At 37.7% G+C, this 24222-nt stretch carries 25 protein-coding genes; 23 read left to right on the top strand and 2 right to left on the bottom strand.

What is annotated here, in order from left to right:
- Nucleotides 1-4 precede the first annotated feature (4 nt).
- The gene (gene rpsT / locus EDX97_RS04170) at nt 5-268 is read right to left on the bottom strand and encodes a 30S ribosomal protein S20 (RefSeq protein WP_128519920.1); all 264 of its coding nucleotides are present in this window, start codon (nt 266-268) and stop codon (nt 5-7) included.
- A gap of 113 nt (nt 269-381) precedes the next feature.
- Here rpsT and fmt point away from each other — a divergent pair, with 113 nt between their 5' ends.
- The 23 genes from fmt to EDX97_RS04055 all read left to right on the top strand — a co-directional run bounded on the left by fmt (nt 382) and on the right by EDX97_RS04055 (nt 23323).
- Nucleotides 382-1317: a methionyl-tRNA formyltransferase gene (fmt, locus tag EDX97_RS04165; RefSeq protein ID WP_128519919.1), complete on the top strand. Its 936-nt coding sequence runs from the start codon at nt 382-384 to the stop codon at nt 1315-1317.
- 10 nt (nt 1318-1327) lie between these two features.
- Entirely contained in the window at nt 1328-3130 is a 1803-nt protein-coding gene (gene lepA, locus EDX97_RS04160; RefSeq protein WP_128519918.1) for a translation elongation factor 4, read from the top strand.
- Nucleotides 3130-4203, top strand: a complete 1074-nt coding sequence (gene hemW / locus EDX97_RS04155) for a radical SAM family heme chaperone HemW (protein ID WP_128519917.1) — start codon at nt 3130-3132, stop codon at nt 4201-4203. Before lepA ends, hemW begins: the two co-directional genes overlap by 1 nt.
- An 82-nt stretch (nt 4204-4285) precedes the next feature.
- The gene (rpsO, locus tag EDX97_RS04150; protein WP_128519916.1) at nt 4286-4552 is read left to right on the top strand and encodes a 30S ribosomal protein S15; all 267 of its coding nucleotides are present in this window, start codon (nt 4286-4288) and stop codon (nt 4550-4552) included.
- A gap of 85 nt (nt 4553-4637) precedes the next feature.
- Nucleotides 4638-6785: a polyribonucleotide nucleotidyltransferase gene (gene pnp / locus EDX97_RS04145; RefSeq protein ID WP_128519915.1), complete on the top strand. Its 2148-nt coding sequence runs from the start codon at nt 4638-4640 to the stop codon at nt 6783-6785.
- A 99-nt stretch (nt 6786-6884) separates the two neighbouring features.
- Nucleotides 6885-7517 carry a tRNA (guanosine(46)-N7)-methyltransferase TrmB gene (gene trmB / locus EDX97_RS04140; protein ID WP_128519914.1) on the top strand — a complete coding sequence of 211 codons (633 nt, stop codon included), beginning with the start codon at nt 6885-6887 and terminating at the stop codon, nt 7515-7517.
- Between the two features lie 4 nt (nt 7518-7521).
- Nucleotides 7522-7866 carry a thioredoxin family protein gene (locus EDX97_RS04135; RefSeq protein WP_183164261.1) on the top strand — a complete coding sequence of 115 codons (345 nt, stop codon included), beginning with the start codon at nt 7522-7524 and terminating at the stop codon, nt 7864-7866.
- Nucleotides 7853-8539, top strand: a complete 687-nt coding sequence (locus tag EDX97_RS04130; protein WP_128519912.1) for a hypothetical protein — start codon at nt 7853-7855, stop codon at nt 8537-8539. Before EDX97_RS04135 ends, EDX97_RS04130 begins: the two co-directional genes overlap by 14 nt.
- A gap of 11 nt (nt 8540-8550) precedes the next feature.
- A complete protein-coding gene (locus EDX97_RS04125) occupies nt 8551-9867 on the top strand; it encodes a UDP-N-acetylmuramate--L-alanine ligase (protein ID WP_128519911.1) in 1317 nt (438 codons plus the stop codon).
- A 113-nt stretch (nt 9868-9980) separates the two neighbouring features.
- Nucleotides 9981-10427 carry a DUF948 domain-containing protein gene (locus EDX97_RS04120; RefSeq protein ID WP_128519910.1) on the top strand — a complete coding sequence of 149 codons (447 nt, stop codon included), beginning with the start codon at nt 9981-9983 and terminating at the stop codon, nt 10425-10427.
- On the top strand, nt 10427-10975 hold the full coding sequence (locus EDX97_RS04115) for a hypothetical protein (protein WP_128519909.1): 549 nt from the start codon (nt 10427-10429) through the stop codon (nt 10973-10975). The genes EDX97_RS04120 and EDX97_RS04115 overlap by 1 nt, the downstream gene beginning before the upstream one ends.
- A complete protein-coding gene (locus tag EDX97_RS04110; RefSeq protein ID WP_128519908.1) occupies nt 10972-11985 on the top strand; it encodes a LacI family DNA-binding transcriptional regulator in 1014 nt (337 codons plus the stop codon). The genes EDX97_RS04115 and EDX97_RS04110 overlap by 4 nt, the downstream gene beginning before the upstream one ends.
- A gap of 84 nt (nt 11986-12069) precedes the next feature.
- Nucleotides 12070-12627: a DUF3793 family protein gene (locus EDX97_RS04105; RefSeq protein WP_128519907.1), complete on the top strand. Its 558-nt coding sequence runs from the start codon at nt 12070-12072 to the stop codon at nt 12625-12627.
- A gap of 141 nt (nt 12628-12768) precedes the next feature.
- Nucleotides 12769-13473 carry an ABC transporter ATP-binding protein gene (locus EDX97_RS04100; RefSeq protein ID WP_128519906.1) on the top strand — a complete coding sequence of 235 codons (705 nt, stop codon included), beginning with the start codon at nt 12769-12771 and terminating at the stop codon, nt 13471-13473.
- A gap of 5 nt (nt 13474-13478) precedes the next feature.
- Nucleotides 13479-15914 carry an FtsX-like permease family protein gene (locus EDX97_RS04095; RefSeq protein WP_221175877.1) on the top strand — a complete coding sequence of 812 codons (2436 nt, stop codon included), beginning with the start codon at nt 13479-13481 and terminating at the stop codon, nt 15912-15914.
- Between the two features lie 41 nt (nt 15915-15955).
- A complete protein-coding gene (gene ybeY / locus EDX97_RS04090) occupies nt 15956-16411 on the top strand; it encodes an rRNA maturation RNase YbeY (RefSeq protein ID WP_128519904.1) in 456 nt (151 codons plus the stop codon).
- Nucleotides 16392-16736: a diacylglycerol kinase family protein gene (locus EDX97_RS04085; protein ID WP_128519903.1), complete on the top strand. Its 345-nt coding sequence runs from the start codon at nt 16392-16394 to the stop codon at nt 16734-16736. Before ybeY ends, EDX97_RS04085 begins: the two co-directional genes overlap by 20 nt.
- Nucleotides 16737-16749: 13 nt before the next feature.
- Nucleotides 16750-17643, top strand: coding sequence for a GTPase Era (era, locus tag EDX97_RS04080; RefSeq protein ID WP_128519902.1), 894 nt, complete (start codon nt 16750-16752; stop codon nt 17641-17643).
- Nucleotides 17633-18373: a DNA repair protein RecO gene (recO, locus tag EDX97_RS04075; RefSeq protein WP_183164260.1), complete on the top strand. Its 741-nt coding sequence runs from the start codon at nt 17633-17635 to the stop codon at nt 18371-18373. The genes era and recO overlap by 11 nt, the downstream gene beginning before the upstream one ends.
- Before the next feature lie 54 nt (nt 18374-18427).
- Complete coding sequence (locus EDX97_RS04070) at nt 18428-19807, top strand: glycine--tRNA ligase (protein WP_128519900.1); 1380 nt, start codon at nt 18428-18430, stop codon at nt 19805-19807.
- Nucleotides 19808-19813: 6 nt separating this feature from the next.
- Nucleotides 19814-21586, top strand: a complete 1773-nt coding sequence (gene dnaG / locus EDX97_RS04065) for a DNA primase (protein ID WP_128519899.1) — start codon at nt 19814-19816, stop codon at nt 21584-21586.
- On the top strand, nt 21555-22685 hold the full coding sequence (rpoD, locus tag EDX97_RS04060; RefSeq protein ID WP_128519898.1) for an RNA polymerase sigma factor RpoD: 1131 nt from the start codon (nt 21555-21557) through the stop codon (nt 22683-22685). Before dnaG ends, rpoD begins: the two co-directional genes overlap by 32 nt.
- Nucleotides 22682-23323 carry a class I SAM-dependent methyltransferase gene (locus tag EDX97_RS04055; protein WP_128519897.1) on the top strand — a complete coding sequence of 214 codons (642 nt, stop codon included), beginning with the start codon at nt 22682-22684 and terminating at the stop codon, nt 23321-23323. The genes rpoD and EDX97_RS04055 overlap by 4 nt, the downstream gene beginning before the upstream one ends.
- On the opposite strand, the gene ispH is transcribed toward EDX97_RS04055, so the two are convergent.
- Nucleotides 23318-24214 (bottom strand): 4-hydroxy-3-methylbut-2-enyl diphosphate reductase, encoded by an 897-nt coding sequence (ispH, locus tag EDX97_RS04050; RefSeq protein ID WP_128519896.1) that lies wholly within the window; start codon nt 24212-24214, stop codon nt 23318-23320. The two genes, EDX97_RS04055 and ispH, sit on opposite strands and share 6 nt — an antisense overlap.
- Nucleotides 24215-24222: the final 8 nt, after the last annotated feature.

The raw sequence follows: 24222 nt of genomic DNA, 5'->3' as shown, positions 1-24222 counted from the left end.
TACATTATTGAATCGAATTGATTGCTTTAGCCAAACGTGATTTTTGACGTGAAGCATAGTTTTTGTGATGTACCCCTTTGGCTACAGCACTATCTAATTTTGAGCAGCATTCGCTATAAGCAGCAATCGCAGCTTCTTTATCTTGAGCATCAACAGCAGCTAATACTTTTTTGATGCTTGTTTTCAATGCTGATTTTCTAGATACCATCAACTTATGCGCTTTGTTGTTGGTTTTTACACGTTTTTTCTTTGATTGAATCTGTGGCATGGACTGCACCTCCTGACATAATTCGCAAAAGGATTATAGCAAATTCTATTCTTCTTTGCAACACAAGAGTGTAAAAATAAGGTATAATAGGCAAGTTGAAAGGAGCATGCTCTATGTCAAAGAATCAAGTATTATTTATGGGTACACCACAAATTGCTGCCGATGTTCTGCAAGCAATGCTCGATGCAAAGATCGAAGTAGCTATGGTCATTACCCAACCGGATAAACGCGTCGGACGTAAACACGTACTCCAATATTCTCCTGTAAAGGAATTAGCTATACAATATGGTATTCCTTGTTTTCAACCCTATAAAATCAAGGAAGACTTTCAACCTATATTAGATCAACACCCTGATTTGATCGTTACATGTGCCTATGGACAAATCGTACCCGATGAAGTATTGATGGCACCTACGTATGGTTGTGTCAATCTACATGGATCGTTATTGCCAAAATATCGTGGTGGCGCACCCATTCAAAGAGCTGTTTGGGATGGTGAAACAATCAGTGGTATGTCATTGATGAAAATGGTTTCGGGATTGGATGCTGGACCGGTTTTTGATACACAAATGATTGAAATTCAACCTGAAGATACATCCACTACCATATTTGAAAAAATGGGAAAAGCCGCTGGACAATTATTGATCAAAGATTTTGATCGTATATGTTCAGAGCACGCAACATATATCAAACAAGACGAAAGCCAGGTCACCTATGCACCTATTATCACAAAAGCAGAAGAACATCTTGATTTCCATCAAGAAGATACACGAATCATCAATCAAATTCGTGCTTTATCCGATCATCCCGGTGCATATATATATGTAGGAAAGAAAAAGTTGAAGTTATTTCAACCAACCTATAAAAAGGGAGGAGCTGTTCATCCTTTGGGAACGATTCTTGGTTTACAAGATGATCAATATGCCATTGCCTTACACGAAGGTATCTTGTTGTGTGGTGTGTGTCAAATGGAAGGAAAACCACAAATGAAGGCCAAAGATTTTTATAATGGTCAAGGACGAAATTTAGTTGGCAAAATAGCAGAATAGGAGAGTGGACATGGATCAAAAACATATACGAAATTTTTCAATTATTGCCCATATCGATCATGGTAAATCCACTTTAGCGGATCGCATTCTAGAATTGACACAAACCGTTGAAAAACGCGAAATGAAAGATCAGATCCTGGATTCCATGGATTTGGAACGAGAACGCGGTATCACTATTAAATTAAATGCCGTACAACTTCGTTATCATGCGAAAAATGGGGAAGACTATCTCTTTCATTTGATTGATACACCCGGTCATGTGGACTTTTCTTATGAAGTATCTCGATCGTTGGCAGCCTGTGATGGAGCTATTTTAGTTGTCGATGCAGCCCAAGGTGTGCAAGCACAAACATTGGCCAATGTCTATCTAGCCTTAGAAAATGATTTGGAAATTATTCCTGTCATCAATAAGATTGATTTACCAAGTGCACAACCAGAAGTTGTCAAAAAAGAAATTGAAGATTTGATTGGTTTGGATTGTTCCAACGCTGTTGAAATATCTGCAAAAACCGGAAAAAATGTTGATCAAGTCTTAGAGGCCATTGTTCATGATTTACCGGCACCAAGTGGCGATCCACAAGCACCGCTTCAAGCGTTGGTCTTTGATTCACTCTACGATTCTTATCGTGGCGTGATTGCGTTTGTATCGATTAAAAATGGAACAATCAAACCGCATGACACGATTCGCTTTATGGCTACAGGAGCCGAATATGAAGTCTTAGAAGTCGGTGTTCATACTCCAAAAGAAGTGACAGAATCTCAATTAAATACAGGTGATGTTGGATGGATCTCAGCGGCTATCAAAAATATTGAAGATGTTCGTGTGGGTGATACGATCACCAATGCCAATCAACCAGCTGATCAACCGCTTCAAGGCTATCGAGAAATGAATCCTATGGTCTATTGTGGACTCTATCCAGTTGATAATGCTCGTTATGATGATTTAAAAGAAGCCTTAGAAAAATTAAAGTTGAATGATGCCTCGCTTCATTTTGAACCCGAAACCTCTCAAGCGTTGGGATTTGGCTTTCGATGTGGCTTCTTAGGCTTGCTTCATATGGATGTGGTGGAAGAACGTCTAGAACGCGAATACAATCTGCAACTGATTGCCACCAGTCCTTCGGTTATTTATCATGTTTATAAAACGGATGGTACGATGGAACCCATCGATAATCCAAGCGCATTACCACCAGCACAAAAGATCAATCGTATCGAGGAACCTTATGTTCGCGCTGAAATTCTAGTACCTAATGAATATGTAGGACCTATGATGGAATTATGCCAGAAAAAACGTGGGGAATATGTGGATCTACAAGTATTAGATGATATTCGTATGCAACTGGTGTATGAATTACCATTGAGTGAAATCATCTTTGATTTCTTCGATAAGATGAAAAGTGCTACCAAAGGCTATGCCTCTTTGGATTATGAACTCATTGGATATCGACCATCGAATCTAGTCAAGATGGATATCTTGTTGAATGGTCAAGTGGTGGATGCCTTATCTACCATTGTTTATAAAGATTTTGCGTTTAATCGTGGTAATGCAATGGCCATCAAGTTGAAGGAATTGATTCCGCGCCAACAATTTGAAATTCCCGTCCAAGCGGCAATTGGTGGTAAAGTGATTGCGCGTACCAACATCAAAGCTTTACGTAAGAATGTATTAGCGAAATGCTATGGTGGTGATATTTCGCGTAAGAAGAAATTGCTGGAAAAACAAAAAGAAGGAAAGAAACGAATGAAGATGGTTGGCTCGGTCGAAATTCCACAGGAAGCTTTCATGGCTGTTCTTTCCATGGATGATGACTAATGCATGTATATGTGCATATTCCATTCTGTGAATCCATTTGTGCGTATTGCGATTTTTATCGATATAAAACCAATGCTTCTATCCAGAAACAATGGTTTACTCGTATCCTGGAAGAAATTGACGCATTGTCTTTTTCGTCTATTGATACATTATATTTTGGTGGAGGAACACCCAGCAGTTTAGCCAATGATATGTTAGTAAGAATAGCGGAAAAATTCATTCCCTATCTTGCTCAATCGTATGAATGGACAATAGAATGCAATCCAGAAACATTGACCCAAGAAAAAATACGATTATACGCTAATTTAGGTATCAATCGTATCAGTTTAGGGGTTCAATCGTTTCAATTGGATATCTTGCATGCATTAGGCAGAAAACATACACTAGAAGATATCTTTCGATGTATCCAACAATGTAGAGACAATGGTATCCATAATATATCTATTGATTTGATGTATGGTTTACCTCATCAAACATTGAAAGATCTACAAAAAGATATTGATATCTTTCTAAAGCTGGATCTTCCTCATTTATCGATTTATTCCTTGCAGATAGAACCCAATTCGATTTTTGGTAAACAAGGCGTGCAACCATGTGATCCAGATTTAGAAGCCGATATGTATGAAAGGATTCGACAAGATTTGACCCAAACAGGATATGAACAATATGAAATTAGTTCGTATTGTAAAGAAGGTATGTATTCTCGACATAATTTATGTTATTGGGATGATTCCGATTTTCTTGGGATTGGTTGTGGCGCTTCGGGACGAATCCATGGCAAACGATATGATCAGAACCAATCGTTACAAGCCTATATCCAAAATGGATCGATACGGGAATATGTGGAATCCAATCCGCCATTTGAAGCCATTATGATGAGTTTGCGTACGGCTTTCGGATTGGACATACAAACATGGAATCAAAAATATCAGCGTGATTTTGAAAAAGAATATCAACGCGTCTTAAAGAAGTATGCGAAACAATTAAAAATTCGGAATGGCCGATGTGTTTGTACACCTTCTGGCTTAGAAATATTAAACACAATCTTGGTTGAATTCTTAGAAGATTCATGATATTATAGTTTTGCTTTTGTACTAGGAACAGGGAACATCCGACCCTTTGCTTGGTAGAAAAGGACAGTACGAGGAGGATATTATGTTACTGAAATCAGAAAAAGATGCAATTATCAAAAAGTATGCGATTCATGAAGGAGATACAGGTTCTCCAGAAGTTCAAGTTGCGATTTTAACCGCAGAAATCAATCGTTTGACAGAACATTTCAAAGAACACAAACATGATTATCATTCACAACGTGGTTTGATGAAAAAGGTTGGACGTCGTAAAAACTTATTGGCTTACTTACAACGTAAGGATTTGGATCGTTATAAAAAACTTATTGCTGAATTAGGATTAAGAAAGTAATCGCTTGGCGATTGCTTTTTTTTCTATCTTTTTTTAGATTTCTATGATACGATTCATTAGGTTAAATGAGGTGAAAATAAAAAATATGGCGAAACAAGAGTTTCATTTTGATTTCTGTGGTCGGGGGATCACAGTCGAAACAGGGGAAATCGCTAAGCAAGCGGATGGCGCTGTTATCGTTCGTTATGGCGATACGGTTACATTATCCACAGCTTGTGCGAGTCATCAAGCCAAGGAAGGTATTGACTTTTTCCCACTAACAGTAAGTTTTGAAGAAAAATTATATTCGGTTGGAAGAATTCCAGGCGGATTTTTACGAAGAGAAGGACGTCCAAGTGAACATGCGACATTAACAGCACGTATGATTGATCGTCCCATTCGTCCTTTATTTGCAGAAGGATTCCGTAATGAAGTACAAGTTGTCAATACGGTATTGAGTGTGGATCCTGATTATCCAAGCGAAATGGCAGCTATGCTTGGTGCTAGTTTAGCTTTGTGTATTTCGGATATTCCATTCAATGGTCCAATTGCTGGTGTGCATGTTGGTCGTGTCAATGGTGAATTTATTGCCAATCCAACAGTTGCGCAACAAGAACAAAGTGATATTGACTTAACGGTTGCTGGAACAGCTAAAGCATTAAATATGGTCGAAGCCGGAGCCAAAGAAGTCAGTGAAGAAGATATGTTGGCTGCTCTGATGTTTGGACATGAACAAGTAAAGAAATTGTGCGCATTTGAAGAAGAAGTCATTCAAGCTTGCGGCAAACCAAAACGAGAAATCGAATTGTACAAGGTGGATCCAGAAGTCGATGCCGCTGTACGTGAAGGCTTTGAAGCCAAGATTCGTGAAGCTGTATCCATTAAAGAAAAATTGGATCGATACAATAAAATTGATGAATTGACCGATGAAGCTGCAGCGATGATCGAAGCCAAAGAATATGCATCGGAAAAAGAACAAGCCAATGCCGTTAAGCAAGCACGTGAAATTTGTCATGGTATTGAAGCGGATGAGGTTCGTCGTTTGATCATTGAAGATAAGGTTCGTCCCGATGGTCGTAAAATTGATGAGATTCGTCCATTGAATTCACAAGTAGATTTGTTGCCTCGTGTTCACGGTTCGGCTCTGTTTACACGTGGTGAAACACAAGTATTATCCACTACCACATTGGGTGCTTTAAATGAAAATCAGATCATTGATGACCTAACAACCAATGAATCCAAACGATTCATGCATCAATATAATTTCCCACCTTATTGTGTCGGTGAAACGGGCCGTATGGGCAGTCCTGGACGTCGTGAAATTGGTCATGGTGCATTGGGTGAACGTGCTCTAAAACAAGTATTACCTTCGGAAGAAGAATTCCCATACACGATTCGTACGGTTGCTGATGTCATGGAAAGTAATGGATCATCTTCACAAGCAAGTATTTGTGCCGGTACGATGTCATTGATGGCAGCTGGCGTTCCAATCAAAGCACCAGTCGCAGGTATTGCAATGGGATTGATCATGGATGACGAAACCGGAAAATATACGGTATTGACCGATATCCAAGGTATGGAAGATCACTTTGGTGATATGGACTTTAAAGTAGCTGGAACCAAAAATGGTATTACAGCACTACAAATGGATATCAAAACAACAGGTATTACTCGAGATATTTTTAAAGAAGCGTTAGCACAAGCTCATAAAGCACGTTTAGAAATTCTTGATAATATGTTGGCAGCCATTCCAGAGCCTCGTAAGGAATTGAGTCCGTATGCACCAAAAATGGGTACAATGAAAATTGATCCAGAAAAGATCAAAGATGTCATTGGTCCAGGTGGAAAGATGATCAATGAAATCATCGAAAAATGCGATGATGTGAAGATTGATATCGATGATGATGGTCATGTCGTAATCTATCATATGGATCAAGCTGCTATCGATAAAGCGAAAGAAATGATCAATAATATCGTACGAGTTGCCAAGGTCGGAGATGTGTACACAGCCAAAGTGGTTCGTATTGAAAAATTTGGTGCATTTGTTAACTTGTTTGGCAATACCGATGGCTTGCTTCACATTTCTAAGATCAGTCATCATCATATTGATAAAGTTGAAGATGTATTGAAGATTGGCGATACCATTGATGTCAAAGTAACGGAAATTGATCGAAAAGGTCGTATCAATGTAAGTGCGAAGGCATTATTGCCAAAACCAAAAACCGAAGATCAGCCAAAGAAAGAAGAGGCATAAGACTTGTTGAAACATACAAGTCTTTTTTTACGGAGTGATTCAGTTTGTTTTCATCGTTAGTTATGATAAAATAAGCCTCGTGTATAAGGAGGACTCATCATGCGAATGCGAAAGATCCCATGGGCTGTTGAATATTTAGAGCAGGCGCAATGTCGTATCAAAGTGCCAGAACAATATAAAGGGAAATGGAAGCAATTCTTAGATACCGAGGTTCTTCATGTAGAAATTGGTTGTGGCAAAGGCAATTATTCTTTAGGTATGTCAAAGCTCTATCCACAAGAGGGATTTGTCGCTATTGAAAAAAATGATAGTGCAGCCGGTGTTGCAGCTAAAAAATATGATACCGACACCGAAAAAGGCAAGTTATGTTTAATTCGTGGTGATGCACAAGCTTTGAATGAATGGTTTGACAAACAGGAAATCGATGTCATTCATTTGAATTTTTCGGATCCATGGCCAAAAAAACGATATGCAAAACGGCGCTTATCGAATACACGTTTCTTAGAACAATATAAAGAAGTGTTAGCTTTGGATGGGCAAATTCAAATGAAAACAGACAATGCGAAACTGTTTGCATATTCTTTACTTGAATTTCAGAATGCGGGTTTTCAGATGATTGATGTGAATGTGGATTACCGTAAGGAACCACATCCAGAAGATGTACAAACCGAATACGAAGAAAAATTTATCGCAAAAGGACAACCAATTTATCGTTGTGTTTGGAAACGGTGATATAATGAAGCCGGTACATACAAATGAAGATTATGTGAAAGTCATGCTGCAAGATTCGATTTCGGTTTTTTTATTCACAGGATTTGGATGTTCCGATTGTGTAGGAATGGATACGATCATTGCACATATCCAACCAAAATTTGCGAATGTATCCTTTTATAAAGTAGAACGAGATGAATTATCTGATTTATGTAGAGACCTTGGAGTGATGAGCGTCCCAAGTTTTATTGCTTATCGAGATGGTCATGAAATCAGTCGATATGTCACACCATTTCGAAAAACCGAACAAGAAGTGATGGATTATGTAGCGATGACGGTGGAAAAGGAGTATGGAAATGCCAAAATTTAAGAATTTAATGAAATCTATTTTTGATGAAGATATTGATGTGGATCAAGAAGAAATGGAAGAGGAAAAGGAAGAACCCAAAAAAGTCGAGGAGCCTGCTCCACAACCAATGGTCGTGAAACCGGAAGCACCAGCAGAACCAAAAAAACCAGTGGAGCCACAACCTGTGCAACAACCCAATCCGATTTCTTTAGCGGATGTTGTTTTGGATCCTGTACCTGAGAAAAAAGCGACACAATTTGGTTCTTTAGATATTCAAAAAGTACAAAAGAAAGATACGAGTCCAACATATAAAAAACCGTATCATTTTGATCGCAGTAAATTGAATCAAGATGCAAAACCAGTACGGAAAAAACAACCAGAATATAATTATCAAAGTATTATGAGTCCAATCTTTGGCAATACCTCCGATGATAAAAAAGATTACGATAAGATCCATAATGCGGTGGAATTGGAAAAACCAGTCGTTTCTTCGGCTTTGGAACAAGTCATTTCTCCAATGTTTGGCCAAGACATTCCAAGTTATCGAAAAGAAAATGAGATTCCACGCAAGGATCCCGATACGGTTGGTCAAAAAGTAAACGATGCAACCGAAGCGATTGCGTTAGATGACATCTTAGAAAAAACAGATGAAGAAAAGCCAAAACAAGAGAAGCTTTTTGCTTCGAAAAACTAAGGGGTGAAAGTATGGCATATCATTTTGTAGGAATCAAAGGAACTGGAATGGCGGCATTAGCTTGTATTTTACACGATGAAGGATATCCCGTTACTGGTTCAGATATCGATAAATATATTTTTACGCAAGATGGATTAACCGAACGCGGTATTCCATTTGGCTCTTTTGATGCCAAGAATATTCATGATGGCGATATAGTGATCATGGGTGGTGCCTTTGATCAAACCAATCCAGAAATTAAAGCAGCTCAAGAAAATCCAAATGTACAAGCCTATTGGTACTTTGACTTTCTTGGCGAATTTGCGAAAAATTATGAATCCATCAGTGTAGCAGGAACACATGGAAAAAGCACGACAACGGGACTTTTAGGATGGATCCTTCCGCGTTATGCGAAAACGGGTTACTTGATTGGGGATGGACATGGCCATATGCCGAAGGGCAGTGAATATTTTGTGTTTGAATCTTGTGAATTTAAGCGACATTTCTTGTGCTATCATCCCGATTATGCATTGATCACCAATGTGGAATTGGATCATATCGATTACTATAAAGATATGGATGATTATGTATCCGCCTTTCAACAATTTGCCGATCAAGTTCAAAAGAAGATCGTTTATTATGGTGACGATCCTTGGCTACCAACCTTAAAGTATAAAGTACCAACAGTTACTTATGGTCTTAAGGATGGCAACGATTATCAAGCCATTCATATTGAACAAGGTCCATTTGGTATGCATTTTGATGTAAAACATGAAGGAAAAGAGATTGCCCACATTTCTTTACATGAAACGTCTTCGACTTTCTTACAAGATGCATTGGGATGCTTTGCGATGGCCCACACTTTAGGTATGAAAGTGGAAGATATCGTTGATGGTTTGGAAACATTTAAAGGTATTGCTCGTCGAAGCGTCATTGAAGAAGTAAAAGACTCCGTTTTAGTCGATGACTATGCCCATCATCCAACGGCCATTCGCTATATGATTGATGCTGCTCGTAAAAAATATCCAGGCAAGAAAGTGATTGCTTTGTATAAACCGGATCGATATAGTCGTTTACAGTATTTCTTGCAGGGATTTGCCGATAGTTTAAATATGGCCGATGAAGTTGTATTGTGTGATTTCCCTAAAAATGCAATTCGTGAAACACCAGATATTACCGTAACGATTCAAGATTTATTGGCCTTGTGTCCAAAGGGACGCTTGTTGGATGTTGATGAACCTTCTGCTGAAGTCTTAGAAACCATGGGACCAGCTGTTTACTTATTTATGTCAAGTAAAGATATCTATTTATTAAAAGATATGTTAAAGAAACGTTTGGAAGAGGATTAGTCCTCTTCTTTTTTTTGTTCGAAAGAGCTTTCAGAATTATGAAAAAATTTTTCATTTACGGTGGATAGACCAAAAATAAAGTGTTATAATGCATTCGAGGTGATGATGTGACAATGGATCAATTATTAGGAGCTATTGCTCAATTATTTCGATATCTTTTACCCGTTGCTGGCGTTGTTGCTCTTGTGTATTTAGCCATTTTATTTAAAAAGGTCATCGAAACTTTGAAAGAATTTGATAAAACGCTTGCCATCGTCAATGAACAGGTACGTAAATTAGATACCCCATTGGAGACCATCGAGAATGTGTCAAAGAGTGTGGATGATGTCAATGCGAAGGCACGTGAAGTCGTTGTCGAAACAGCAAAATCCTTGGATAAAGGATCGAAGCAAGTAAAGGAATGGTTAGCTGACAAAAAAGCAGATGGTACCATCAAAGAAAATGTGGAAAAAGTGAAGTCAGTGGCCAATGATGTAAAGGACACGGTCGTTGAGAAAGTCAATGAGAAAAGAGAAGATCGCCGTGAATTTCCAGTGTATCATAGTCAGGAGGAAGAATAATGGCAGAAGAAAAGAAAAATGTAGTCGATGAACTCGAAGAAAAGTCATTAAAAGAATTGGATTCGTTCCGCGAAGAAGATAATGAAGAAAACGAAAAAGTCGTCGATGAAGGAAAGAAACAAATCAAAGATGTTTTTGATGATCTGCGACAAATCTTAAAGGAAAATTCGGATCCGGAAAAGATCAAAGAAAATCTGACGAATGCAAAAGATAATGTCTTAAATATCGTAGATACAACACGTAAGAAAGCGGTAGAAGTATCCAATAGTGATAATTTCAAACAAACCATTGCTGCCAGCAAAGATTTGATTGAAGGAGCAACGGGTTTGATCGTGGATGGTTTTAAAACAACAACCGATATCTTAATGTCTAATGATAAGATTGCCGATTTGGTTGATAAGGCTGATAAACGATTGGATATTGTTCGTGAAAGCGAAGGATTAAAGAAAGGTGTCGATGCAGCCGAAGAGCTAACGGATAAGTTCAATAAAGCTGTATTTGGTGGTATCCAGAAATTTTTTGATAAGAAAGACGAAGGTAGCGAATGAAAAGAATAACGATATACGATGTCGCAAAAGAGGCGGATGTATCTTTGGCCACGGTATCCCGGGTAATCAACGACAGTAATGTTGTTCGTGAAGATACGCGGATCCGTGTTCAAAAAGCCATTGAGAAATTAGGCTATAAACCCAATGCGATTGCACAAGGACTGGCTTTATCCAAAACAACGACCGTATCCATCGTTATGGGCGAAAAAATGTTCCCTTATCATGCAAAGATTTTAAATGGTTTGATGGATGTGGCAAAGATTTATAATTACAATATTATGTTTCATACAACATCCAAGGGCATTTCTAAGATGCAAGATGTCATTGAATCTATTATTAAATCTAGAGTAGATGGTGTTATCTTATTTAATGACAATTTTTCTGAAGATGAATTGGAAGTTTTAAATGAATATCAAATTCCTATGGTCATTGTTGGCAGCAAGATTCCGAAAACGAATATTGCCAATGTTGGAAATGTCTATGTTGATTTTGAACAAATGGCCTATGATCTAGTCAATACGTGTTTCGAAAAAGGAATTGAGGATATTGCCTTAGTAGAAGATAAGCTGAATCTTTCCATGATGGAGCAATTAAAAAATGGAATTGATAAAGCATATGAAGAAAAGGGAAAGAAATTTGAAAAATACATTTCTTACGATGATTCATATAAATCTTCGTATGTCTTCTTAACAGAGCATTTCAAGCAGATGAAACCAAGTCAAATGGTCATCACCTTGCGTGATTCACAAGCCATTGCGGTATTGAATGCGTCTAGTGAAGCCGGGTATAAAGTACCCGATGATTATGAACTGATTTGTGTTCTGAATAATAAATATCTAAACATGGTTCGTCCGCATATTTCATCCTATAATATTCCTGAATATGATATGGGTGCTGTAGCGATGCGTTTATTGACGAAGATGTTGGTAGAAGATAAAGATAAGAAACAACCATTAAATAAAGAAATTGAGATGACCTATAGTTTCTTGAAACGAAGTTCTGTGAAGTAAGTCGAATCGTTGGATTCGGCTTTTTTTTGATTCTATAGTTAGTTCCTGCTAACATATAGTTAGTTAACACTAATAGGAGAGATTATGTCAGAAATCGATATCATGCATCAGGCAGCGCCGACACTCGCAGGGATCAAAGCCGGTAGCTTATTTAACTGTCCCTATCACGATCACCAATCGTTAGTGGAAGATTGTGTACGACTGAACCGTATTTTAGTACCTAAAGGAATTCGGTTGGTTCCGATACGCATTCTAAATGATCGTGTACTTGTTTATGTCTATCGTTCCAAAGACATTGAAAAAATCTTATCCGATAAACAAGTAGAACATGTATTAGAACAATATGGATACACCAATAAACAACCCACTCATTGTGTGGCTCATTTGGTGCATCGACTCCAAGAAGACAGTAGTTTTCCTCATGAAGTAGGTATCTTTTTAGGATATCCCATTGAAGATGTGATTGGTTTTATTGAAAAAAGAGAATGTAAATGGATTGGTTGTTGGAAAGTGTATGGTGATGTACAAAAAGCCAAACGACAATTTGATCAAATCCATCAATGTATGACATCGTATCGAACAATGGTACAACATGGCATTGCCATGCAATCGGCTATTGTATCCGATGAAAAGAGGCGATAAACATGCATCGGTTTACGATGACAATAGAATCTTTTGAGTTTGGTCTAATCAGTTTATTTATTGTATTGCTTATTGTAAATGGTTTGTTTTTCATCAAGCACCATATCTTACAATGAAGCAAAAAGAAGGAAAGGGAAAAGGATGAACGCGTTTTTAAAGGTTGAAGGTTTATGTAAAGAATATGGGAATGGCGATTCTTTACAACAAGTATTAAAAGAAGTTAGTTTTTCTTTGAATAAAAGTAAATTTTGTGTGTTGTTAGGTCCTTCCGGTTCTGGAAAATCAACCCTTCTCAATATCATTGGTGGCATTGATACAGCCGATTGCGGAACTATCCAAATTGGCAATACCGTATTAGAAACGATGGATGATAAGCATTTGACCCAATATCGAAGGAAATATGTCGGTTATGTATTCCAAATGTATCATTTGATTCCCAATCTAACCGTCACAGAAAATATTGAAACGGGAGCCTATATTGCCGATGATCCATTGGACGTTCGTGAATTGATCCAAATTCTTGGTTTATGGGATCATCGAGACAAATTTCCCAATCAATTATCCGGCGGTCAACAACAACGTGTATCCATTGGGCGTGCAATTGTTAAAAATCCTAGTTTATTATTATGTGATGAACCAACTGGTGCTTTGGATTATCATACATCTAAAGAAATTCTTGCATTGATCGAAACAATCAATGCTCGATATGGGAACACCATATTGATGGTCACCCATAATGAAGCCATTTGTCCAATGGCAGATCATATCGTTCATTTGCATGATGGTCAGATACGTAGTGATACGGTCAATCATGAAAAAGTAACTGCAGCTGAATTGGAATGGTGATGGTCATGAGAAATCCCTTACAAAAACGCATCGTACGAGAATTGCGAACGGAATGGAAAAAATATCTTGTAGTGAGTGTATTTATGATCTTGACCATTGGTTTTGTATCGGCTATATATGTGACTAATGGCAGTATATTAGCTACCGCAAAAAACAGTCAATCCATCTATCATTTAGAAGATGGCCATTTTGAATTGAAAAAGAAAGCTAGTGCTGTGTTACAAAAAAAGATTGCGAGCGGAGAAAAAGCGGATATAAAAGCTTATTATCAAAAACAAGCTTATAAAAAAATAGATGCCACAATTCCTGAAGCCGATCGACAAGCCGCTTACAAACAAGCCGAGCAAGAAATTGATTCGGAATATCAGAAAGCAATTGATGAATACGATTTGAATGATTCTGCTTTTATGTCACAAAAAGTAAAGATATATCCTAATTTCTTTAAAGAAACAACCGAAAAAATAAATCATAAATCGAGTACCATTCGTATTTATACCATTCGAAAATCTATTAATAGGGCTTGTGTAATGGAAGGCTCCCTTCCAAAAAAGAATAATGAAATTGCGATTGATCGCATGCATGCAGATAATGCGGGTATAAAAGTCGGTGATACTTTGAAAATTGGCCATCAAACTTTTATCGTAAGTGGTTTAGTAGCTAATGTCGATTATACGGCACTTTTTCAAAAAAATAGTGATGTTATGTTTGATGCGTTGACCTTCGACGTAGGACTGGTCACTAACCGTGCTTTTGCTTCCATTGATACGACAATACATTATAATTACGCATACAAGTTTACCAACCAAAAAGGATCGAATTCGAAGGCAGCGTATGACTTTTTAGCAGCATTGATAACACAAACCGAAACAAACAATAATAAAATCGAAGATTTTTTACCGGCTTATATCAATCAAGCCATTCAATTCACGCAAGAAGATATGGGATCTGACCGTGCTATGTGTGGGATGATTCTCTATATATTGATTGTGGTGATGGCTTTTATCTTTGCTATCACCATCAGCAGTACCATCACAAAAGAAGCTTCCGTAATTGGTACATTACGGTCATTGGGTTATACGAAAAAAGAACTATGGAACCATTTTATGATCATGCCCATGCTGGTGATGTTATTTGCTTGTTGCATCGGAAATCTTTTAGGCTATACAATCTTAAAAAATGTAGTGGTCCAGTTATATTACAACAGTTACAGTCTACCAACGTATCATACATTGTTTTCATGGGATGCGTTTATCCAGACGACGGCCGTCCCTTTGTGTTTGATGTTGGTGATTGATGGATGTATGATCCATAAAAAGCTGCAGTTGTCGCCTTTATCCTTTTTAAGAAATGATTTAAGCAAAGCCAAACAACCCCATACCATCCCTTTGCGTCATGGTTCGTTCATGCATCGTATCCGTGCGCGTGTTTTCCTACAAAATATCCCAGCTTATTTGATTTTATTTATTGGTATTTTCTTCGTAATGCTCATGCTCTCCATAGCCATTGGTTTACCAGACACCTTGTCGTATTATCAAAACAATGTTTCTTCTTTGATGCTGGCAAAAAATGAAACCATATTAAACGATGAAAATATACAGACCCATGTTGCGTCCGCTGAATCTTTTTTCCAAAAGACACTGGAATATAAAACCGATTCTTTTCGAGAAGATGTATCCGTATTTGGCGTACAGCCGAATAGTTCCTATGTAAAATCGAAACAAATCAAACAATTAAAAAGACATCAAATATTGATCAGTCAAAGCATTCATGATAAATATGACGTTCAGGTAGGTGATACAATCACTTTACACGGTAAATATGATTCTTCCACCTACAAATTAAAAGTTGCTGGTATCTATAATTATTCCGGCTCTTTGGCTATTTTTATGTCCAATACCCAATTTAGATCTATGTTTGATGAATATGCAAAAGGATGGTTCTCTAATAAAAAAATAAATGAGATCGATCGTGATTCGATAGCGACAACCATCACGAAAAAAGATGTCATAAAAGTTGCGAAACAACTCGATCATTCCATGGGTTCTTTTATGAAGTATTTCCAATATCTATGTACGGGATGTGCAGTCATCTTATTGTATTTGTTGACAAAACTGATTATTGAACGAAATGAAAAAGCGATTTCGATGACCAAGATATTGGGGTATACCACCAAGGAAATTGTGAAGATCTACATTGTTCCTACAACCATTGTCGTATTCCTTTCTGTTCTGGTGAGCACGTTCATGAGTGAATGGCTTATGATCTGGATTTGGAAAGCAATGATGCAAAGGATGGATGGTTGGTTCGCATTTGTATTAAGCACCTACGGAAAGATCTATATGATACTTTTGGTTTTTGTTGGCTATCTGTTCGTGATGATGCTGGATATCCAACGTATCCGTAAAATACCGATGGATTCGGTATTAAAAAATAATAGCTAAGGGACAGGAGAATGTCCCTTTTTATGATATACTCTCTATGTATGGAAATTATTTTTATCAATGAAGCAAAAGATCCGATGATGTATCGGTTTAAAAAAGATTATCAAGCCATCTTAGAAAAAGCTTGTGAGGTATTACATCGACCCGGTGATTGGTCTTTATCGGTGATTTATGTGACGCCTGAACGAATTCATGAAATCAATCGAGACTATCGAAACATCGATCGGGCAACCGATGTAATTAGTTTTGCCTTGCAAGATGATCTGGACGATGCCTATACACAAGAAGATCAATACGAACTGGGCGATATCTTTATCAATGTCGATGCCATTCGTTCGCAAGCAAAAGAATATGGACATTCGATTCGTCGTGAAGCTTGTTTCTTATTTTGTCATGGACTGTTGCATTTGATGGGATATGATCATATGACGCCTGAAGATGAAAAAGAAATGTTTGGATTACAGGATGTGATTTTGGATGAAATGGTTTCTCGGTAGATTTTACTATGCCTATTGTGGCTTTTTAACGTGTTTGAAAGATCGCAGTATTCGTTACCAAATGATTTTTGGTTTGATCGTCATCCTATGTGGTTTTCTCTTTCATTTGAATCAAGAAGAATGGCTCAAAGTCATTTGGTGTATTGGTCTTGTGATTGCAGCCGAAGTGACCAATTCTTGTATTGAACGATGTGTGGATTATATTAGTTTAAAACGTGATCCACGAGCCAAGCGCATCAAAGATATGGCTGCTTTTGGGGTATTGATCATCAGTATTTGTGCAGCCATCACAGGACTCATGATCTTTGTTCCTAAAATTTTCTAGGAGGTAATACTATATGTATAAATCAGGATTTATTGCGATCGTTGGTCGTCCTAATGCAGGCAAAAGCACATTGATGAATCAATTACTGAAAGAAAAAATTGCCATCATGTCGGATAAGCCCAATACGACACGAAATAATATTGCGGGTATTTTGACTAAGCCCGATGCGCAATATGTGTTTGTGGATACACCCGGTATCCATAAACCCCAGCAACAATTGGGCCGCGTCCTAAATAAGAATGCGTATTCGGCGATGGAAGATTGTGATGTCTTGGCATGGATCGTCGATGGAAATGAAAACTATGGTGCCGGAGATACGTTTATTTTAGAACGCATTCAAGCTCTTCATAAACCAGTCATCTTATTGATTAATAAAATTGATCAAATGAACAAAGAAAAACTCATGGAAGTTTGTTTAAATTGGTCAAAGGTTTATGATTTTGATGAAATCATTCCAATCAGTGCGAAAAAAGCAGATAATTTGATGGAGGTTTTAAAAGTCATGAAATCGTATCTAAAAGAAGGACCGGCCTTATTTCCAGAAGAAATGACAAGTGATCATGATTTGAATTTTCGCATGTGTGAAATTGTTCGTGAAAAGATCCTGTTGCGTACGCATGAAGAAATTCCTCATAGTGTAGCGGTTTTATTAGAAAAAAGTGAACAAAAACCAAATGGTTATCATCTTCAAATGTTGGTAATCGTCGATAAGAAAAGTCAAAAGGGTATTTTGATTGGTAAGCAGGGAAGAATGATTCGTTCCATTCGTTTGGCAGCCCAAAAAGAATTAAGTGACTTATTGGGACAGCGTGTGGAATTGGAATTATACGTTCGTGTCGAACAAAATTGGCGAAACCACGAAGATAAGATCAAAGCATTCGGATTGGATGAATTTGATGACGACTAGAGACATCGATGCCTTGGTTTTAAAAAATGAAGAATATCGGGAAAAAGATGCTATTGTCACGGTATTGACATCTCAGGAAATTTTACGCATACGAGCACGTGGCGTACAATCGCTGCAATCCAAAAATCGTGTAATATGTCAACCATATAGTTGGGTACATATCACCATCGATGAAAAAGCCAATCGTTTTCCTTTGTTGCTGTATGGAACAACCAAACGCTTTTACTTCCATATTTTGGAAGATCTCGAAATACAGACTACGTGTCAGGTTCTCAATGATCTGGTGCATTTAGGCCCGATTCATACATCATTTATGAATTTGGTGAACACTTGTTGGCAAGCATTTAATACCCATACCAATGGATATACGTATGCCTGTCTTTGTTTAAAAGAAATCATTCACTATCAAGGTATTGATCCTTGTGTGGATCATTGTGTGAAATGTGAGCGAACCGATCATATTGAAGCGCTATCCATCAAACAAGGTGGTTTTCTATGTTCATATTGTAATCCATCGCATGTGGGTAAAAAATCCAAAGCGGATTTAATTCAGATTCATTCCTTATTTCATGTGCAGCCAACGGCCTATGCATCCTTTTGTGAACTGTATACATTGACATTATCTGATTTTATCCAATGGGCTTCTTGGATTGGATATCATTTAAATTTAAAACTACCAAGCTTACGATTTTTAACTTCAATTTCGGATGAAATTGGTATATACTATTAAGGTACATCTTTGTACCTTTTTTTGTCATGGTACAAATAGAAATGGAGACTAATAATGAGTGGATTGTCATTTAATGATGTGGTAGCACACATGAAAAATGCCGGATTCGTTTACCAAGGATCAGAGATCTATGGTGGCTTGTCCAATACATGGGATTTCGGTCCGTTAGGAATCGAGCTCAAAGATAATATTAAAAAAGCATGGTGGAAACGTTTCATCCATGAAGATCCAAATAATGTCGGAATTCAATCAGCCATTCTGATGAACCCAGAAGTATGGGTAGCCAGTGGTCATGTTGGTGGTTTTAGTGATCCTTTGATGGATTGTAAAGAATGTAAATCCCGTTTCCGTGCGGATCAATTGATTGAAGAAGCTACACACAATGAAGTCAGTGCAGCAGGTATGTCCAATGAAGAAATGGAACAATTTATCAAAGATCATGATATTACCTGTCCAAAATGTGGAGCTAAAAACTTTACAGGGATTCGTCAATTTAATTTGATGTTCAAAACATACCAAGGTGTTTTGGAAGATGCTAAAAATACCATTTATTTGCGTCCAGAAACCGCACAAGGTATCTTTGTGAATTTCAAAAATGTGCAACGTTCCATGCGTAAAAAGATTCCATTTGGCATTGGCCAAATTGGTAAATCATTCCGTAATGAGATTACTCCAGGAAATTTCATTTTCCGTACGCGTGAATTTGAACAGATGGAATTGGAATTCTTCTGTAAACCAGGAACGGATAAAGAATGGTTTGATTACTATTGTAAAGCCTGTGTACAATTCTTAAAGGATTTAGGCTTGGATGAAAAGAATATTCGTTTGCGTGCCCATGATCCAGAAGAATTAGCGCATTATTCCAATGGTACAAGTGATATTGAATACAACTTCCATGATCCAATTGGTTGGGGTGAACTATGGGGCATTGCCGATCGTACGGATTTTGACTTAAAAGCCCATCAAGAACATAGTAAACAATCGCTAGAATATTTTGATCCACAAACCAATGAAAAATATATTCCATATGTTATTGAACCAAGTGTTGGTGTTGAACGATTGATCTTGGCTGTCATGTCAGAAGCTTACGAAATCGAACATTTAGAAAAAGAAGATCGTACGGTATTGAAGTTACATCCATTCTTAGCCCCATATAAAGTGGCTATTTTACCATTATCTAAGAAATTAAAAGAACCAGCTATGGATGTCTTTAAACAATTATGCGATGTATGCAGCTGTACCTATGATGAAACGGGAAGCATCGGTAAACGATATCGTCGTCAAGATGCGATTGGAACACCATTCTGTGTAACCGTTGATTTTGATACACAAGAAGATCAATGTGTAACGATTCGTGATCGTGATACGATGGAACAAGTTCGAATTCCATTGACGGAATTGGAAACCTATATCACAAAGCGTATTCAATTATAGTAGGTGATGGGATTGCGTTGGATCAATGAACAAGATTTAAAAGCGATACGTGCACAAGCCGATATCGTAGATATCATGTCGCGGTATTTGTCGCTATCGAAAAAAGGAAAAAACTATGAGGCGCTATGTCCGTTTCATGATGATCATGATCCAAGTCTTTCGATTTCTACGGACAAACAAATCTTTAAATGTTTTGTATGTGGTGCCGGTGGTGATGTATTTGGATTCGTACAGAAAATAGAGAATATTTCTTTTCCGGAAGCAGTTGCGAAAGTAGCCGAAATGATTGGTTATCCATTGACGATGCCGACAAGTGCCTATAAGCCTAAAGCCGATCCCAACCAATCCTATTATGATATCTTGCAGGCTTATATTTCATATATGCAGTATGAACTAAAAAGCGAAGCAGGTATGCTTGCTTTGGACTATTTGCATCGTCGTAAGCTCAATGAAGATGTTTTATATCGTTTTGAGATTGGATATGCTCCGGATATCCAGGCTTCGCAAAAGTATTTTGATGCGAAACAATACGATGCCAAAACTTTAAAAGAATTAGGTTTGATACAAAATGGACACGCCTTATTTCATGATCGATTTGTGATTCCGATTCACGATGCGAATGGCCATCCGATTGGTTTTACGGCTCGTAAATTAACCAATACAGGAGATGAGCCCAAATATATCAATAGTCCGCAAACCAAACTGTATGAAAAAGGCCACGTGATCTTTAATTATCATCGTGCCAAAACGTTTGCGCACAAAGCCCATCGTGTTATTTTGGTAGAAGGAGCCATGGATGTGTTGGCTTTTGAAAAAGCCGATATCCATGAAAGTATTGCTTGTTTAGGCACGGCATGTACGACAGAACAACTGGAATTGATTCAACGATTGCGGGTACCAGTGACCATTTGTTACGATGGAGATTCTGCCGGTCAAAATGCCACGTACAAATTTGGTAAAAAAGCGCTTGCTCAGAACATGGAGATCGTGGTTGTTCAAAACCATACCAATAAGGATCCCGATGAAATCTTTGATCAAGGGGGAAAAGCCGAATTATCCGCTTTTGTGTCCCGAACCATTTCTTTTATTGATTTTCTTTTTGATTATTTATTGACTAAATATAATCTGGATAACTACGAAGATAGAAAGGCCTATGCGCTAGAAATTTTTGAAGCCATTGAAAAAATGGCCAATTCTTTTGAAAAAGAAACTTATTTGGCACAATTGAAACAAAAAACAGGCTTTGATTTTCATACGATGGTCAAACAGCCTGTGCAGCCAAAAAGAAAAAAACAACGTTCAATGCCTATCCATCTCACACAACCCATGTCGGGACGAGATATCGCAGAACGTGCAATAGTCAATTGTATATTATTGAGCAAATCGGCATGTCAGCGATTTCGTGATGAAATTGGCTTTTTTAAAGATCCGAAATGCCAGAAATTATCGTTATATATTTATGATGTCTATCGAACCTATGATCGATTGGACATGGATCAATTAATGGCACAGATTACCGATGAAGAAATTCGCTCGTTTTTGATGCAGATATGGAATGACCCCTATCGAAAAACTGCTTTTGACCAAGCGTATTTTAACGATAGTATGAAAAAGATCAAACTATGCACTCTGCAAGAACGGATCGATGCGATCAACGCGAAGATCAAAACGGTGGCCGATCCCATCGAAAAAGCCAAACTGTCAGTCGATAAACAACGATTGTTACATGAACAAGGGAGGATAAGTTATGGCAACGAAAAGCAAAATGAAAGCATTTAAATCCGTTGACGAAAGTAAAGCATATTTATTGAAGGCCAATGAAAACAATGAAGACATTTCGCAAAATGAGTTCATGGATGCGATCAATGATTTGAAATTAACCGATGAAGAGATGGATGATCTTTTTGATTGGTGTGATGCTAACGATATTCAGTTCATTGATGATTCCCAAGATGAATTAGAACCCGTAGAAGACGAAAATGATGATTCTGTCAGCGAAGACATTTCTCAATTGGAAAAAACGTTTGCGAACTCATCACATTCAAAGATCAATGATCCTGTGAAAATGTACTTAAAGGAAATTGGTCAAATTCCGCTTTTGGATCCAAAGGAAGAACCAATCATTGCCAAACGAATCCAAGAAGGGGATGAAGAAGCCAAACAAATTTTGATTTCTTCCAACTTACGTTTGGTTGTCTCGATTGCGAAAAAATATGTCGGTCGTGGCATGTTGTTCTTGGATTTGATCCAAGAAGGCAATTGTGGCTTGATCAAAGCCGTCGACAAATTTGATTATAAAAAAGGTTTTAAATTTTCTACCTATGCAACATGGTGGATTCGTCAAAGTATTACGCGTGCGATTGCCGATCAGGCACGTACGATTCGTATTCCCGTACATATGGTGGAAACCATCAATAAGTTAACGCGTATTCAACGTCAATTGGTTCAAGATTTAGGCCGTGATCCATTACCAGAAGAAATTGCTGAAAAGATGGAAAACATTACCGCCGACAAGGTTCGTGAAATTCAAAAGATTGCTTTGGATCCCGTATCCTTAGAGACACCAATTGGTGAAGAAGACGATTCTCATTTGGGTGACTTCATTGAAGATAAAGAAACCTTATCGCCAGATGATTATACAAACAATCAGTTATTAAAAGATGAAATCGATAATATCTTGCAAGGTTTGACCGAACGAGAAGAAAAGGTATTGCGCTTACGGTTTGGTTTGGAAGATGGTCGTACCCGTACATTGGAAGAAGTTGGTAAGGAATTCAATGTAACCCGTGAACGTATTCGTCAAATTGAAGCCAAGGCGATTCGTAAATTGAAAAAACCAAATCGTGCAAAACGTTTGAAAGATTTCATGAAATCATGATTTCAAAACGTTTGGAGCATGTGGTTGATTGGGTAGAAGGAAATGTGTTAGCGGATATTGGCTGTGATCATGGGTACGTATGTATCGAATCGATCAAACAGCACAAGGTAACAAAGGCCTATGCGTGTGATATTGCGCCAAAGCCTTTGGCTCGGGCACAAGCGGAAGTCAAATCTGCTCATCTAGAAGAGCAGATCCAATGTTTATTATTAGATGGTATGGTTGGTTTACCAGAAGATGTTGATATAGTGGTGATTGCTGGAATGGGTGGTCATACGATCATCGATATCTTAGAAAAGGCAACCTTGCATCGGGGTATGCATTTCTTGATTTCTCCTCATTCGGATACGGAGCTAGTTCGTAAGTTTCTGATTTCGCATGGTTTTACCATAGAAAAAGAAAAGATGGTTTATGATAAACACTATTATCCCATCCTTGCGTGTACCTATACGCAATCCGAACAAGTTTTATCGGATTTTCAAATTCGCTATGGCTATCAGGTAGAATCTTCACAAGACTATGTATCCTATCTGCAAAAACAAGAGATGAAGTATCAACAACTTTTCCTTCGGGTTCCAAAAAAACGAAAAGAGTTCGAAAAAGAACTAGAAATTCTACAAAAAAGAGATACATTATAGGATCTTTCCTATTTGTATCTCTTCTTTTTTGGTGATTTTACCTTGTAGATATGCAATGACTTGATTGGTCAAATAGGGTGGTGTGCTTGCACCGGAAGTTACGGCAATGGTAGAACAAGAATGTAAAATTTTCAAATCAATATCTTTAAATGTTTGTACTTTCATGCGCAAAGGAATTTTGGCACTTTTACCAATTTCCAATAGCTTTTGCGTATTGTTGCTGGACGGATCACCCACAACAATCAAAGCATCCACTGCTTGATCTTTTAAGTCTAAGATGGCTTGTTGACGAATGCGTGTCGCATTACAGATTTCATCATGAAATACGGCCTGTGGATATTTGGCTTTGATAGCTTGAAAAATAAGGTCAATATCTTCAATGGACATGGTTGTTTGATTAGTCACAAAAATATGAGGGTTCGTAATATTGGGAATTTTTGTATTCTGGACCAAATGGACCGCTGCACTCAATGTATAAATGGATTCTGCTTCTGGATGTCGATATTTACCAATATATAACACATCGAATCCTTCTTGTAGTTTTTGTTGGACGATTTTTTGTGTCTGTAACACAAAAGGACAACTTGCATCAATCACATGCAAGCCTTTTTGGATAGCTTTTTCTTTTACTTGCGGATGAATTCCATGGGCTGTAAAAATAACGATGCCTTCATGAATTGCATCCAATAATTCAAGACGCGTTTTCGAAGAATCTTCAATCGTTTGAATATTCTCTTGTTCTAGGGCTTTTTTGACATAGGCATTGTGCACTAAATTACCTAATATCGTAATTTTTTCATCCGGATATTGTTTTCGAGCTTGCTTAGCCATGTCGATAGCTTTCAATACACCACCACAATATCCTTGTGGTTTTACTTTAATGATTCGCATACTTTTAT

The sequence above is a fragment of the Absicoccus porci genome, from assembly GCF_003725415.1.
In the GTDB taxonomy this organism is placed as follows: Bacteria; Bacillota_I; Bacilli_A; order Erysipelotrichales; family Erysipelotrichaceae; genus Absicoccus; species Absicoccus porci.
This window is presented reverse-complemented; position numbering and strand designations above follow the sequence as displayed.

What these genes read in the sequence shown, in the direction of transcription:
- ybeY (WP_128519904.1), top strand. Translation starts at nt 15,956, where the DNA reads ATGGAAATTATTTTTATCAATGAAGCAAAAGATCCGATGATGTATCGG.
- dnaG (WP_128519899.1), top strand. Translation starts at nt 19,814, where the DNA reads ATGGGATTGCGTTGGATCAATGAACAAGATTTAAAAGCGATACGTGCA.
- trmB (WP_128519914.1), top strand. Translation starts at nt 6,885, where the DNA reads ATGCGAATGCGAAAGATCCCATGGGCTGTTGAATATTTAGAGCAGGCG.
- EDX97_RS04115 (WP_128519909.1), top strand. Translation starts at nt 10,427, where the DNA reads ATGGCAGAAGAAAAGAAAAATGTAGTCGATGAACTCGAAGAAAAGTCA.
- rpoD (WP_128519898.1), top strand. Translation starts at nt 21,555, where the DNA reads ATGGCAACGAAAAGCAAAATGAAAGCATTTAAATCCGTTGACGAAAGT.
- pnp (WP_128519915.1), top strand. Translation starts at nt 4,638, where the DNA reads ATGGCGAAACAAGAGTTTCATTTTGATTTCTGTGGTCGGGGGATCACA.
- EDX97_RS04095 (WP_221175877.1), top strand. Translation starts at nt 13,479, where the DNA reads ATGAGAAATCCCTTACAAAAACGCATCGTACGAGAATTGCGAACGGAA.
- lepA (WP_128519918.1), top strand. Translation starts at nt 1,328, where the DNA reads ATGGATCAAAAACATATACGAAATTTTTCAATTATTGCCCATATCGAT.
- recO (WP_183164260.1), top strand. Translation starts at nt 17,633, where the DNA reads ATGACGACTAGAGACATCGATGCCTTGGTTTTAAAAAATGAAGAATAT.
- ispH (WP_128519896.1), bottom strand. Translation starts at nt 24,214, where the DNA reads ATGCGAATCATTAAAGTAAAACCACAAGGATATTGTGGTGGTGTATTG.
- EDX97_RS04085 (WP_128519903.1), top strand. Translation starts at nt 16,392, where the DNA reads ATGAAATGGTTTCTCGGTAGATTTTACTATGCCTATTGTGGCTTTTTA.
- era (WP_128519902.1), top strand. Translation starts at nt 16,750, where the DNA reads ATGTATAAATCAGGATTTATTGCGATCGTTGGTCGTCCTAATGCAGGC.
- EDX97_RS04110 (WP_128519908.1), top strand. Translation starts at nt 10,972, where the DNA reads ATGAAAAGAATAACGATATACGATGTCGCAAAAGAGGCGGATGTATCT.
- EDX97_RS04120 (WP_128519910.1), top strand. Translation starts at nt 9,981, where the DNA reads ATGGATCAATTATTAGGAGCTATTGCTCAATTATTTCGATATCTTTTA.
- fmt (WP_128519919.1), top strand. Translation starts at nt 382, where the DNA reads ATGTCAAAGAATCAAGTATTATTTATGGGTACACCACAAATTGCTGCC.
- EDX97_RS04055 (WP_128519897.1), top strand. Translation starts at nt 22,682, where the DNA reads ATGATTTCAAAACGTTTGGAGCATGTGGTTGATTGGGTAGAAGGAAAT.
- EDX97_RS04135 (WP_183164261.1), top strand. Translation starts at nt 7,522, where the DNA reads ATGAAGCCGGTACATACAAATGAAGATTATGTGAAAGTCATGCTGCAA.
- EDX97_RS04130 (WP_128519912.1), top strand. Translation starts at nt 7,853, where the DNA reads ATGCCAAAATTTAAGAATTTAATGAAATCTATTTTTGATGAAGATATT.
- rpsO (WP_128519916.1), top strand. Translation starts at nt 4,286, where the DNA reads ATGTTACTGAAATCAGAAAAAGATGCAATTATCAAAAAGTATGCGATT.
- EDX97_RS04100 (WP_128519906.1), top strand. Translation starts at nt 12,769, where the DNA reads ATGAACGCGTTTTTAAAGGTTGAAGGTTTATGTAAAGAATATGGGAAT.
- hemW (WP_128519917.1), top strand. Translation starts at nt 3,130, where the DNA reads ATGCATGTATATGTGCATATTCCATTCTGTGAATCCATTTGTGCGTAT.
- rpsT (WP_128519920.1), bottom strand. Translation starts at nt 268, where the DNA reads ATGCCACAGATTCAATCAAAGAAAAAACGTGTAAAAACCAACAACAAA.
- EDX97_RS04125 (WP_128519911.1), top strand. Translation starts at nt 8,551, where the DNA reads ATGGCATATCATTTTGTAGGAATCAAAGGAACTGGAATGGCGGCATTA.
- EDX97_RS04070 (WP_128519900.1), top strand. Translation starts at nt 18,428, where the DNA reads ATGAGTGGATTGTCATTTAATGATGTGGTAGCACACATGAAAAATGCC.
- EDX97_RS04105 (WP_128519907.1), top strand. Translation starts at nt 12,070, where the DNA reads ATGTCAGAAATCGATATCATGCATCAGGCAGCGCCGACACTCGCAGGG.